Here is a 14,137-nt window from a genome sequence, read left to right on the forward strand (position 1 = left end):
CGCTTTTATAAGATTTATAAACTGCTGATTTTCTATATGATAATTTTTCTCTTCCAATAAAAAAGCTCAACCTTTATAAAGATTGAGCTTCTAACTTATTCTACCATAAAACCAATTGGTAATGTGTATCTTACTTTTGCTTTTTGGTTATTTTGAATCCCTGGTTTAAACTTTGGAATCTTCTTAATAATTCTATTTGTTTCTTTCTTTAATCTTGGATGCGGAGCTCTAATCTGAATATCTGTAATTAAACCATCTTCATCGATCACAAACTGAGTTATAATTCTGTTCTTTCCTCTTTGTAAACCTAGATCATTTGCCAAATCTGTATTAAAATGACGTTGTACAAGGCGTTTCATACTTTTTTCGAAGCAAGCCCTCGCCTTACTTTCCGATAATCCTTCACATCCTTTAAAAATAGGTGCTTTTTGTACTAACTTCATAGATACAGGACCGTCTTCTTTTTTTATCTCTTCCTCTTCAACAACTTCTACAATGTCGTCTTCTCCTATTTCAACGACATCATCAATGTCGTTTACAATCTCAGTTTCAACAAAATCCTTTTCATCATTGTCAATGATCTCAGGTTCTTCAATAATGGTTGTTCTTTGTTGTCTTTGTTTTGGTTTTTCTGTTACTTTTTCAACTCTTTTAATCAAGGTAGGAATTTCAGCAAATACAAGTGTAGGCGGATTATCATTATGAGCTGTATCTACAGGCTCTTTAATTAGTTCAGTTTTGTACTCTAAAGTAATGTAAACAATAAACAGAACGGCTACTAAACCTAATTGCATAAAAATTGTTGAAAATTTTTCTAGCTGTTTTTTTGGGTTCTTTTTGAACTTTTTCATCTTAATAGTTTTTGAAATTAATACTTTAAAAACACCAAAAAACATGCCACAAAAAAAAAGCAGCTTTTAAAGCTGCTTTCTTGATTATATGTAAGATAATATATTATTCTACATTAAAAGTAATTGGTAAAGTATACCCTACACGTACTGGCTTACCTCTTTGTCTACCAGGAACCATTTTAGGCAACTTTTTAGCGATTCTTTCCGCTTCCTTCTTTAATCTTGGGTGTGGTGCTCTAGCGTTTACACTAGTAATAGTACCATCCTTGTCAATTTTAAACTGTACGAAGATTCTTTTCTTACCAGGGGCTAAACCTAATTCGTTAGCTAATTCTGCATCAAAATATCTTTGAACGTGCTTACGCATCTTTTTGTTCAAACAATCTTTCTTTTGCTGGTTAGAACCTTTACAACCTGGAAATACTGGTACTTCTTCAATAATTGAGAAAGGTACATCCTCTACTACTTCTTCCTCTTCCTCTGCCTCTTCAATCTCTTCTACTTCAACAGCTTCAGATTCATCTGTTTCAGTTGATTCAATTACAGTTTCTTCAATCTCCTTGTCATCTTCAACTACCTCAATTTTTTCAGGTGTTGGTGGTGGCGGAGCTGGTGGTGGCGGTGGCGGTGGTGGCGGAGCGTTGATAACTAGAGTCTCTTCTTCGACCTCGTCACCAAGATCTGCACTACCCAAATCACCATAATCCTTCTCGTAAGTTTTATGCTCTATTGCTACATAGGTAATAAATAAAGCCAAAACCAAACCAAGTTGGATAAATAACTTGCTGTAGTTTTCAAGATTAAATTTTGGATTTTTCTTTATTTCCATCCTTTTAGTTTTTTCTGGTTTGCTAATTTAGTTAAATTCTTTGGACTTTTACAAGCTATTTAACATATTGATTAGATTTTTTTCAATTCTGATAAAAAACAACAAACCTATTAATACTCCTACAGTGTTCGCTATCATATCTAGATATTCGAATGATCTGTAAGTTGTTAAATTCGACTGGAGAAACTCCATTAAGATTCCAAAAGCTATACAGATAATAACTATTGTTTTTTTTCTTCCTTTAGAGATAAAAGCAAATAACCACGATATTGTTAAACCGAAATATGCAATGGCGTGATATATTTTGTCAATATTACTAAGGCTAATGATTACTTTTCCTGCTAAGTTCATTAAACTTAAAAAAGCAATACTAACAGTTACTAGAATAGCAATGTATATCGATTTATCCTTTAATAAGCTCTTGATAAGCTTCTGCATCTAATAAACCTTCTACTTGACTATTATCAGATAGCTTAACTTTGATCATCCATCCGTTTCCATATGGATCAGAGTTTACTAATTCTGGCTCATCTTCAAGAGTTTCATTGAATTCAATAACTTCTCCTGTTAATGGCATGAAAAGATCAGAAACAGTTTTAACAGCTTCTACAGAACCGAAAACTTCTTCGATTTCTACTGTATCATCTAAAGTGTCTACATCTACATAAACGATATCTCCTAACTCGCTCTGTGCAAAATCAGTGATCCCTATTGTAGCTACATCTCCATCAATTTTCACCCATTCATGGTCTTTTGTATACTTTAATTCTGCTGGAATATTCATTGTAATTTTGTTTTATATATATGTTTAGATTTTGTTTAATTTCCTAAGTTATATACTAGATTAAATCCTCCGTTGATCGATTGTCTTGGGAAGTTTGTTGAGATTGCGTAATCGAAAGTATTATGGTTATAATAAAATGAAACAGTTAAGTTTTTATTTAAATTATAATCTGCTAAAAATTTCAATGCAAACAATCTTTCTCCTCCAGTAATTTGATTGTTTTGTTCGTCTATAGATCTAATTAACGTTAAATTATCTCTTAAAGAAACATCAGCTCTAAAGTTTACATCACCTTTTAATGTTTCTTTTTTACCCGTGATTCTAGTGATAAATTTTACATCTTTAATTCTATATCCAAGTCCAAGAACGTACTCAGTACCTTTAATATCGGTTAACGTATTGTTATTAAAATTCAACGTTAAACTTCTATCTTTTTTTATTTCTCCACGGAAAGAAAACGAATTTCTCATTTTCATATCCACCTTAATTAAAGGAGAGAATTCATCTACTAAAGTTGCTGACGAAATTAATAATTCTGGTTGATAATTTCCGGAACTATTTGTTAAACTAAGATCATTCGGATCGAATTGTAAGTTATTTGTATAATTAAGAATACTATACGAAGATTTATAACTATGAGATAATGTAAATGAAGAGAATCTTTTCTTGAACCATTTTAACTTCATTAAACCATTATAACGCATTGTCCAGTTAGGAATTGGAATGTTTCTGAAAATTCCTGTATCAACAGAATTCGGATTTACCCCAGAATAAGCTGCTAAGAATGCCGGTAACATTGCTTGCTGACCTTCTTTTTGGAAAGCGTTAAATATTCCGTTTGGCTGTGCTTGAGTCTCTAATCTATTAGAAATAATTTGTCGATAACCTAAAAACTTTTCATACAGTGCATCTCCATCTTCAAACATAGTACCTAACATAAAGTGACTAATATTAAAGTTTCCTGTTTCAAATGCTAATAAGTCTGGATTCTGAGCTACAGATCCGTCTGCAAACCTTACAATATCTAATTGTTGCGTAGTATTAGATGTTCTAATTCTACTACCTCTTAAATCAATTGTGAAATCTTTAAATGGCTTTATAGAAATATTATAATCTAATTTATTGGCTTGAGTTTGCGCAAAGTTTTTATTGAAATAATCTTCGTCTTCTCCTCTTGTTACTAACCAACCTTGCTCAATACCTTTACTGATAATATCTGTTTGACTACCAAAAACGAAACCTAATGTTGGAGCAGCACTTCCATTGAAATTACTTCTTCCTAAGAATCCTACAGAAGGTCGATATCCTTGTAATAATGTTCCGTTTTCTTGAGAGTAACTAACTTTTGCTCTTTTAACTGAAGTTAAAACATCGTAAGTTCCTTTTAAAAGCTTCTGACTAAATGAAGCGTTTTTCTTAAGTTTAGGTTTCACACTTTTTTGCTTAGCTCCTAAAGCAACTTGTCCTTTCTTATTACCTCTCTTTTTAGCTCCTTTTAATAGTAACTTTTCTAAACCTAAAGTTTTATAGAAACGATTAAAATCTATAGTCGCATTTATATTATGCTTGTTAGAATTTTGAATCATGTTACCTACTTTATCTTCAATACTTACATCTACAGAATTTCCATTAATGTCTGTTTCTGTAATTGTACTTCTTGAAGAAGCTTGCCAATCGAAATCAGCCGTATATCCATAATCTGAAGTAATAAAATTCAGATACGGTAATTTATTAATTGGTAAATTATATGTAGCGTTTAAAGTTTGGTGATATTGATTTCTTCTTCCGAAAGTAAAGAACTTATCGAAAATTTCTAATTCTTCATCTTCACCGAAACTATCGTAGATATAATTATTTGTTGCTTTAAAGTTTAATTTTAAAGAACGAGTTAAGTCAAACACCACACCATAATCCCAATCAAATAAAAATCTTCTTTGAATTAATTCTGGCTGAGCCACTGGTAAATCAACTAAGTTTCTTGATTGTTGTAAGTTGTAATTTCTATTAATTTTAGAATTTAAAACTACAGATTTTGGTAACGGATTAAAATTTAAATCTCTAATGAATCTCCAATGTTTACTCTTTAATTTCTCAGATTTTTTAAACGGTTCAATACTCCAAGGCGCAAAATTAAAGTTATAACTAGCACCTGCCATTAAGTTTTGATTTACAAACCGTTGAATATTGTAATCTCTATGAAACTCTTCGTTAAACGCATAAGAAACAGATACATTTTCTACATCGTAGAATTTAGGTTTCTTATCACTTTTGGGATTTCTATTTTTCTTAACATTGATAAAACTAATACTCTTTCTTCTTGTATAATCTTGAGCGTTTTCGGCATTACGTTTTACTTGATCAGAACCTGAAGCTTTTGCATCAGCTAACTCAACATCTTGATATTGCGGATCAAATTTTGGATCGATGAATTGCTCTCCATAACTGTAACTCATAGGTACTTGCATGTTCCATTTTTTAGGCATCATTTTACCTAATTGAACATTTGTTGCAACACTATATTGTTTATTTTCTTCAAGACTTCTTTCTTGAACTCTTTGATCTACATTTCCAAATCCAACAGTAGACATACTACCTGCAAGAGTAACATCAGCTACATCAGCAAAATTTGCATCTGCATTTAATACAGCTGCCCAACCTCCTTGATTATCGAAACCAACAGCTCTTAATTCATTAAACCAAACTTCTGCACTAGCAGGATTTGTTGTACTATTTTTTACTCCTAACAATACTGTTCTAATTTGAGCTAAAGTTGGATTACCTTTTACTTTTATTGTTAATCCGTTAGAAGATGTTCCAGAATAAATATCAGAAACTGCAGTTCCTGTTCCATCTCTTTCTAATTTTAAACTTGCTAATTCTGTAAGCGATACATCTAAATTATTTTCTTCTGGCCAAACATCAATTGGTGAAGCACTAGATGTAGATAACTTTAATGGTTTTTCAATTTCATAATAATTATCATTTAAGTCTGTTCCTAAACGAATGATAGCATTCATATCATCGTCAGCAACAACTCTTCCAGGTACATCTTCTGCATGCAAGAACATTCTTAAATTTTTATATCGACGTAAATCGATACTAATATTTTTAAAAATTGCTCTAGCTTTACCTGGTTCTAAATCTGTAACCGTAATTGTAGAAGATTGTTCGTTTTGTCTTTGAATTCTGTTTGTTCCTTGTAATTGTTCTCTAGGAATTCCTGGAGGTAATTCATATCTATCATCATTTTGCTCGATACTAACTACCCCTACTTCAAAGTTATTTAATTCAGTATTGTCTAAATCTTCTTGCGGATCTACTGTCGGATCTAAAGTTCTAGTGTAACGTCTCCAATCTCCACGTACTAATTCTAATTCAGCAAAACGTAATACAACTGGCATACTGAATTGTGTTAAGTACATACGCATAAAACGAATACTATTGAAATCTGTAATTCCTCCAACAGCACGGGCAAAACCATTACGAACTGGAATTCTAAATTGATACCAAGTTGTACTTCTAGTTTCTCCGTTTGGTAATGAAATTGGTTCTGACTTTACATCAACAATAAAGTTAGATCCTTTTACTAAATCATTCTTCTTTAACGAAACTTCATATTCAAAATATGCACTAACTGCATCCATAGTTTGGTCACGGTTTAAATCTTCCACATCTGGATATTGAGATCCTGATGTTGGGAAATTTTCAGAAGACTGATCTATTGTTGGTGAGTTTCCTTGAGTTCCATTAAAGTTTTTATAACGTGTAAGTACTGAAGCTCCGACTGCATCTAATTCACTTCCTCTAAAAAACTGGAAGTTATCACCTGCTGGATCATCACCATAAATACTTCTTGCTTGTTCAATGTTCGCAATTCCAGGGAAATTTTGAACTATTTTTTCTAATTCTTGTGTATCGTTTAATCCATCTAAACCAACATCTTGCTGAGATCTTTCATCTGGATCTGTACTAAATGCATATAAAATTGATGGATTTCTAGGAATATTACCCCAAATTGTTTCTACTTGAGGAGAAGGATTTTGTGTAGTTGATAATCCGTTCTCGAATTGCTTTTGTGAATCTCGAAGAATATCCTCAGAAATACTTCCTAAGTTTAAGAATAGTTTACCTTGATTGATATCACTTTGAGGATCAACTCCTGCAGGTAAACCTTCTTCTGTTGTAATCGAATAACCTTCATATGGATCCATTAACCAGAACTGAACATACTCAACATTAGCTTGTTCGAAGTTATTGGTTGTTGTTAATGCTCTCATAATACCTCCCCATTTATCTTGAGCATTTCCTGGAGTTTGGTTGAAGTTATACGGACCAGTTTCGTTTGGATAATACGCTAAATCTAAAGTTCTAACTAAATTTAACTGAGTAATATCTAAATCTGTATTCGGAAATAATTCAGAAAAACTAATTTGTCTTACCTCATTTCTTGACAGTTCAATATCATTAATATTTGACGGTCTGGTCGCTCCATTAGAATAGAATAATTGATCGATACTGTACCAAGCTAACTTTGCTCTATTGTCATTATATCGAATATCTATATCTTCTGAAAACTGTTGTGAAAGTGGCGAACTTGCTAACTTCCATTCTGTTGGTGCAGTAAGATTGATAGGAATTTGCGTAGCTTCAAAATCATCTAAATATGATGTTGCTGCTCCGTTTACATCAATTCCACTTGGTGTACCTGGTAATAAATACGCCATATCTGCACGAACCGAAAGATTAGACGGTGCATCTGTTTCTACGAAAGGAAGTTTGTTTGCCAATTTTGTAAAGTATGGTACTTCTGTAGAAAAATCTACATTTAAACCAAACATCATATTGTCTATTGGCTCTGCGCCAAAATTAACTTTTGGCGTAATTGGTCGTTCAGTTACATTTAAGAATGTTGCACCAAGCACAAAATTCTCATTGAATTTATGCTCAACATCAATTCCTAAAAATGTTTTTCTTTGCTGATTAAAGAATGTATTATTCTCAACAGAAGCATTAATTGGAACTCCAGAAGCTTCTAATCCTGGATCTAAGATTTGAACCCTACCTAATTGATAATCTACAACATAATCAACACCCTCTACTAAAGTTCTTCCTCCTGCTGTAACTCGAACAGATCCTCTTGGAATATTAAATGCTCCTAAAGGAATACCTCTACTTGTTTCTGATTTATAATATCCTTTTAAAAAGAATTTATCACGATCTTGAAAATCGTTTTTAGCTTGAATCTTGGTTGTTGAATATAATTCATCAAACGCAAATCGATCTCTATCCGCAGTATTTGTAATTGCTAAATCTTCTCCAAAAGGTTCTGGTTTAGGGAAATAAATCAAACCTCTTGATGAGTTTACTGTTATTCCTTCTACATAATCAAAGAAACCATCTCCTCCGTCAACCTTAAACTGACTTTGGTCTAACTTATCAATTTCAAATAAGTTTAGTAATGTTTGATTCAATAAAGAAGTATCAGTTGCTCCTTGTAACGTGTTTTGTAAAACACCTGTATTATCATCTCTATATAATAATTCAAAACGGAAACCTTCTTGACTCAAAGGAACAGCACCTAAAGCATATACGTTTTTCATCATTAAACGCCAAGTTGGAAAAGGCACAAATGTGTTTGGCGAGATTTCTCTTCTTGTTGTTAAGATTTCACTACGTAATAATTTTACTGCAATATTTGAAGGAGCGTTAATTCCATCGTTAGAAAATTCCCCTACTTTAAAGATTGTTTCGCTAACAGGAGCTCCACTTTGTTGTGCACCTACAACAGTATATTCATAAGCAACAGCTAAAACTTCACCGTCGTTTAATCTTCTATTTAAAGAAATAAATCCTAATTGTGGGTGTAAAGTATATTCGTTTGGTTGTAATCTTCTTGCATTTTGTAAATATGAGTAATCTCTACCTTGCACCATTTCTGCTGGCACAGATGTATTAATTGTTGCAACATCTCTAATTCCGCCGTTATCTACAAACAAACCGCTAATGTCGTTCACATCATTATAAGGTAGATTAGAACCTCTTACGGATATCGGATTGTTAACTACATCAACATAACCTTCTTGAAAAACTCCACCGACTGCGTTTGCACTCACCAAATTATCTGGTTGGGATTCTCCTAAATCGGCAAAAGCAACAATACTTCTATAGTCTGTTACATTCTGATTTCTGTTCGTTACCCAGATCTCAATTCTGTTAATGTTTATTGGACTATTGATTAAAGGATAATTTTTTAACGCCGTTTCGTAGTTTTCTCTAAAGTATTGTGATAAAAAGAAGTGACGATCGTTATCATAATCTGTCGCTCTTAATTCAAATTCTTCTATAGATCCACCTGCTTGTGCTACCACATTACGTGTTTGTGAATTCTGTTGAGAAAATACCGATCGAATTGTAGTTTTTCCAAATTGAAAATCTGCTCGAACCCCAAATAAAGCTTGAGCCCCATTAATTAATGAGTTTTTAATCGGTAAATTTACGTTACCCGCATCAATTTTCTGAATAATATCATCTTCAGTAGGTGTATATTCTAACTTGATAATATTTTGAAAATCGAATGTTGTTTGCGTATCGTAATTTGCAGTTACTTGTAATCTTGTTCCTACTTTTGCTTGTAAACTTGCACTAATTTGCTGATCGAAATCGAAAGTAAAACTACTTTGGTTTTCTACAGAGATTTGTGGGTTTTCAGTATTTTGATAAATTCCTCCAAGCTTAATATTTATTTGTCCCGTTGGAATCACCTCTACTTCACTTCCTCCAAAAACAGATTCGAAAAACTTAGAATTCACATAATACTTAGGAAGTAAGTTTTTTCTAGCTTTTTCGTTTCCTTTTCGATTCGGATTCGCAGCTTCTATTTTTTCTTTGAAATATGTTTTAACATCGTTCTTTAATCTGAACTTGTTATACTCTCTCGGTGTTAAATACATTGGAGTACCAATTAAGTAGTCTCCAATTTTTTCAACAATCACAAATTTATCAATAGACTTATCGTAAGTAACCTGAACCGATGTTGGGTTATTTAAAAAGAGATGTGCTTTTTGGTTGAAATTAAAATTATACTTCAGAGGAACAACTGTGTCTTTCTTTTTAGAAATAGAATCGTTCTTCTTTGTTGTATTTTGAGCAAATAAAACAACACTTGCTATCAAAGCAAGTGCCGTTACGAGTTTATTGCGAAAATTTTCTCCCAACCTTTTTACAAATTTTTTAGTGCCTTTTTAATCAGCTCCTCAACGCTAGCTGAAGGCAGTTCTTTTAAAATATCGTTTACTACTTTACCTGCTTGTTTTCGGGCAAAGCCTAAAACCTCTAATGCAGATAACGCTTCTTCTTTATTTGTATTGTTTTCAATTACAGAAACTTCATCAATATCAAAGGTTTTTAATATTTTCTGTTTCAAATCAATGATAACACGCTGCGCTGTTTTTGCCCCAATTCCTTTAACGGATTGTATTAGGCTAACATTTTCTGATGCTATAGCTTGTTGTACATCTTCTGCCGTCATTGAAGACAACATTGTTCTTGCTATACTTGGGCCAACACCAGAAACTGAAATTAACAACTTAAACACTTCTCGTTCTACTTTATTAATAAAACCATAAAGTGTATGAGCGTCTTCTCGTATTGATAAATGTGTATATAACAATACATTTTCATCTGTGGGGAGAGCAGAGAAAGTATTTAATGAGATGTGGAGTAAATATCCTAACCCATTACAATCAACAACTACATAAGTCGGATTTTTTTCAACAAGTCTTCCTTTTATTTGTGTAATCATTGTTCTCTTTTAACAGACGCCTAAAGTAATAAATTTTTTATTTCTGTAAAACCAGTATTATACTAGTTAACAATTATTGTTTTTTGCCTTTTCTCGCTCTTGCGCATCAACAATTGCTACAGCAGCCATATTCACCATTTCATCTACGCTTGCACCTAGTTGTAATACGTGAACCGGTTTGCTTAACCCTAATAAAATCGGACCAATCGATTCTACTTCATTTACCTCCTTCATTAATTTATAGGTAATATTCGCCGATTCTAAGTTTGGAAATATTAAAACATTAACCTTTTGACCGTTTAATTTAGAGAAAGAAAACTCTTTAGATAACATTTCTTTATTAAGTGCAAAATCTGCTTGTAATTCGCCATCAACAATTAAATCAGGATAATTCTCGTGCATGTATTCTACAGCTTCTCTAATTTTTACAGATGTCTCAGATTTTGTTGATCCGAAATTCGAAAAACCTAACATAGCTACTTTTGGTTGCATACCAAACATTCTTGCTAGTATACTTGTGTAGCGTGTTATCTTCGCTAATTCTTTAGCTGAAGGGTTTATATTTATTGTTGTATCAGCTAAGAACATAGGTCCTTGCTTAGTTAACATTAAATTCGTCGCTGCTATTTTTTGTACCCCTTTATCTCTATCAACCAATTCTAAAATAGGTTTAACTACAGAAGAATAAGGTCTTGAATATCCTGTTACTAATGCATCTGCTTCTCCTTCATTTACCATCATAGAAGCAAAATAGTTACGTTGACGCATCCACTTTTCAGCTTCTAACAAAGTCATTCCTTTACGCTGACGTTTTTCCCAAAATAGTTTTCCAAAACGTTTTGTTCTTTCAACTTCTTCTGGAGTTTTAGGATCTATAATAGGTACGTCTGCATCAAATCCTAATTCTTCTTTTAACTCTAAGATAATCTCCTTATTACCTAAAAGAATAGGATGACCTAATTTTTCGTCATATACTCTTTGCGCTGCTTTTAACACATCTAAATGATCTGCTTCTGCAAAAACTACACGCTTAGGATTTGTTCTAGCTCTGTTATGTAAAATTCGTACTTCTTTACTTCCTGAACCTGAACGATCCATTAATTCATTTCTATATCTCTCCCAATCCTCAATTGGCTCTTTAGCGACACCACTTTCAATCGCTGCCTTAGCAATTGCTGGTGGAATTTCATAAATTAATCTTGGATCAAATGGTTTTGGAATGATATAATCTTTTCCGAAAGAAAGACTTACTTCATCGTAAACTATATTTACTTGCTCTGGTACAGATTTCTTAGCTAAGTCTGCTAATGCATGTACCGCAGCCATTTTCATTTCTTCATTAATCTTTGTTGCTCTAACGTCTAAAGCTCCTCTAAATATGAATGGGAAACCAAGTACATTATTCACCTGATTTGGATTATCTGATCGACCAGTCGCCATAATGATATCGTCTCTTGTAGCTACTGCCAAATCGTAATCGATTTCTGGTTCAGGATTCGCCATTGCAAAAACAATAGGATTTTTAGCCATTGACAATAACATTTCTGGACTTACTACATTTCCTTTAGATAAACCTATAAATACATCTGCATTATTCATAGCTTCTTCTAAAGTATTTAAATCTCTATCTGTGGCAAATTCAGCTTTTTGAGGAGTAAGATTATCTCTATCTTTTCTAATTACTCCTTTACTATCACACATTACAACGTTTTCGCGTTTTGCTCCTAAAGCTAAATATAAACGTGTACAAGAAATAGCCGCAGCTCCTGCTCCATTGACTACAATCTTAACATCTGCTATATTTTTCCCGTTGATTTCTAATGCATTTTTTAAAGCCGCCGCAGAAATAATAGCTGTTCCGTGTTGATCGTCGTGCATTACTGGAATATCTAATTCCTCTTTTAAACGTCTTTCAATTTCGAAAGCTTCTGGCGCTTTAATATCTTCAAGATTTATTCCTCCAAAAGTAGGAGCAATAGCTTTTACTGTTTCTATAAATTTATCTACATCGGTAGTATCTACCTCAATATCAAAAACATCAATATCTGCGAAAATCTTAAATAGTAAACCTTTCCCTTCCATAACAGGCTTAGATGCTTCTGGACCAATGTCTCCTAATCCTAAAACTGCTGTTCCGTTAGATATTACCGCTACTAGGTTTCCTTTAGTAGTATATTTATATACGTTCTCTTTGTTTTTTGCGATCTCTAGGCAAGGTTCTGCTACACCAGGAGAATACGCTAGTGATAAGTCGTGTTGAGTTGCATACTTCTTCGTTGGCACTACTGATATTTTACCTGGCTTAGGCTTAGCATGATACAATAGCGCTTCTCGTCTTTTACGTGATTGACTCATAAACTCTTTTAGTTGATTATTTAAAAAATAAATATAGTTGTTTTGTTATAACTTTTAAGGTTTCATTAAAAAAATATCAACTAGAGTATAATTGGCAAGATATATTTGAAGATAACTACAAGAAGCAAGACCGCTAAACAATTCAAAATCAAACCAGTTTTCATCATATCTTTTACTTTCACATAACCGCTTGCAAATACAATTGCATTCGGTGGTGTTGCCATTGGTAACATAAAAGCACAACTACTAGCTATCGTTACAGGAACCAATAAGTTTACTATTGGAATATTTAACCCTAAAGCTATTCCTGCCACTACCGGAGCTAAAACTGCAACTAAGGCGACATTACTCATTAACTCCGTCATAAATAACATTAAGAATATTAAAATAGAACCTGTTAAAAACACACCCAAATTGTACGATGCAATTACACTAGAAACCTGATCTACAATTCCGCTACTCGACATTCCTTTAGCAAGCGCTAAGCCTCCTCCAAATAATATTAATATCCCCCAAGAAAGCTTCTCGGTGTCTTTCCAGTTTAATATGAAATCTCCTTTTTTGAAGTTGAACGGAACCGCAAAAATTGCCAATGCAGCAAATACACTAATCATAGTATCTGTAAGTTTTAACTCTGGAAAAACTTTATTAATTACCGCTCTAAAAATCCACAAGAAAATAGCACAAGCAAAAACTAACAAGACAAACTTTTCACGTTTTGATATTTTTCCAAGCTTTTTTAATTCTGTATAAATTACTTCTTGAGAAGCCTTAAATTTTAAATTTTTATTTGGATACATAAACTCTACCAACACCAAATACACAACTGAAATCATTATTAAAGAAAATGGAAGACCAATACTCATCCATTCTAAAAAAGAGATTTCTATATTGTATTCATTTTCTAAAAACCCTATTAAAACAGAGTTTGGCGGCGTACCTATAATTGTTGCTATTCCTCCAGCATTTGCTGAAAAAGCAATTCCTAACATTACTGAAACTGCAAAATTCTTATTGTCTTTTGTAAAACCATCTTCATCATCTATCAACAATTGAATTACAGATAAAGCTATTGGCAACATAACAACTGTGCTAGCCGTATTGCTAATCCACATACTTAATAATCCAGTAGCAATCATGAAACCTAACACTACTTTTTTAGGTGTTGTTCCTGTTAATTTAATAATGGATAACGCAATACGCTTATGTAAATTCACTTTCTCTAAAGCTAAGGCCATTACAAATCCTCCGAAGAATAAAAATATAATCGGACTTCCGTAATTGGAACCAACTTCATTCATCGGCATAACTTTCAACAAAGGAAATAAAAGCAAAGGAAGTAATGCAGTTACAGAAATTGAAACTGCTTCTGTAATCCACCATGTAATCATCCAAAGTGCTACACTAATAACTTTATCTCCACTATTAGAAACAAGTTCAAAAGGTAAAATGTTAATAATCAAAAAGAAAACAGGACCTAAAAGTAAACCTACTCTTTTAGCAATCGGGTATTTCAT

8 protein-coding genes are annotated in these 14,137 nt (G+C 32.8%); all 8 read right to left on the bottom strand.

From position 1 onward, the window contains the following. Nucleotides 1-95: 95 nt before the first annotated feature. Nucleotides 96-851 carry an energy transducer TonB gene (locus Q1A15_RS02595; protein ID WP_299618303.1) on the bottom strand — a complete coding sequence of 252 codons (756 nt, stop codon included), beginning with the start codon at nucleotides 849-851 and terminating at the stop codon, nucleotides 96-98. Nucleotides 852-954: 103 nt separating this feature from the next. Continuing rightward, nucleotides 955-1,680 (bottom strand): energy transducer TonB, encoded by a 726-nt coding sequence (locus tag Q1A15_RS02600; RefSeq protein ID WP_299618306.1) that lies wholly within the window; start codon nucleotides 1,678-1,680, stop codon nucleotides 955-957. A 48-nt stretch (nucleotides 1,681-1,728) separates the two neighbouring features. Further along, nucleotides 1,729-2,118: a VanZ family protein gene (locus Q1A15_RS02605; RefSeq protein WP_299618309.1), complete on the bottom strand. Its 390-nt coding sequence runs from the start codon at nucleotides 2,116-2,118 to the stop codon at nucleotides 1,729-1,731. Next, nucleotides 2,084-2,464 (bottom strand): glycine cleavage system protein GcvH, encoded by a 381-nt coding sequence (gene gcvH / locus Q1A15_RS02610; RefSeq protein WP_299618312.1) that lies wholly within the window; start codon nucleotides 2,462-2,464, stop codon nucleotides 2,084-2,086. The genes Q1A15_RS02605 and gcvH overlap by 35 nt, the downstream gene beginning before the upstream one ends. 35 nt (nucleotides 2,465-2,499) lie before the next feature. Beyond that, nucleotides 2,500-9,636 (bottom strand): cell surface protein SprA, encoded by a 7,137-nt coding sequence (gene sprA, locus Q1A15_RS02615; protein ID WP_299618315.1) that lies wholly within the window; start codon nucleotides 9,634-9,636, stop codon nucleotides 2,500-2,502. A gap of 47 nt (nucleotides 9,637-9,683) precedes the next feature. Further along, nucleotides 9,684-10,265, bottom strand: a complete 582-nt coding sequence (gene ruvA / locus Q1A15_RS02620) for a Holliday junction branch migration protein RuvA (protein WP_299618318.1) — start codon at nucleotides 10,263-10,265, stop codon at nucleotides 9,684-9,686. 66 nt (nucleotides 10,266-10,331) lie between these two features. Further along, the gene (locus Q1A15_RS02625) at nucleotides 10,332-12,620 is read right to left on the bottom strand and encodes an NADP-dependent malic enzyme (RefSeq protein WP_299618321.1); all 2,289 of its coding nucleotides are present in this window, start codon (nucleotides 12,618-12,620) and stop codon (nucleotides 10,332-10,334) included. 80 nt (nucleotides 12,621-12,700) lie between these two features. After that, entirely contained in the window at nucleotides 12,701-14,137 is a 1,437-nt protein-coding gene (locus tag Q1A15_RS02630; protein ID WP_299618324.1) for a DASS family sodium-coupled anion symporter, read from the bottom strand.

It is taken from the genome of uncultured Tenacibaculum sp. (assembly GCF_947495995.1).
In the GTDB taxonomy this organism is placed as follows: domain Bacteria; phylum Bacteroidota; class Bacteroidia; order Flavobacteriales; family Flavobacteriaceae; genus Polaribacter.

Coding starts and splice junctions, on each gene's coding strand:
- Q1A15_RS02595 (WP_299618303.1), bottom strand. CDS start 851: ATGAAAAAGTTCAAAAAGAACCCAAAAAAACAGCTAGAAAAATTTTCA.
- Q1A15_RS02630 (WP_299618324.1), bottom strand. CDS start 14,137: ATGAAATACCCGATTGCTAAAAGAGTAGGTTTACTTTTAGGTCCTGTT.
- Q1A15_RS02605 (WP_299618309.1), bottom strand. CDS start 2,118: ATGCAGAAGCTTATCAAGAGCTTATTAAAGGATAAATCGATATACATT.
- gcvH (WP_299618312.1), bottom strand. CDS start 2,464: ATGAATATTCCAGCAGAATTAAAGTATACAAAAGACCATGAATGGGTG.
- Q1A15_RS02600 (WP_299618306.1), bottom strand. CDS start 1,680: ATGGAAATAAAGAAAAATCCAAAATTTAATCTTGAAAACTACAGCAAG.
- Q1A15_RS02625 (WP_299618321.1), bottom strand. CDS start 12,620: ATGAGTCAATCACGTAAAAGACGAGAAGCGCTATTGTATCATGCTAAG.
- ruvA (WP_299618318.1), bottom strand. CDS start 10,265: ATGATTACACAAATAAAAGGAAGACTTGTTGAAAAAAATCCGACTTAT.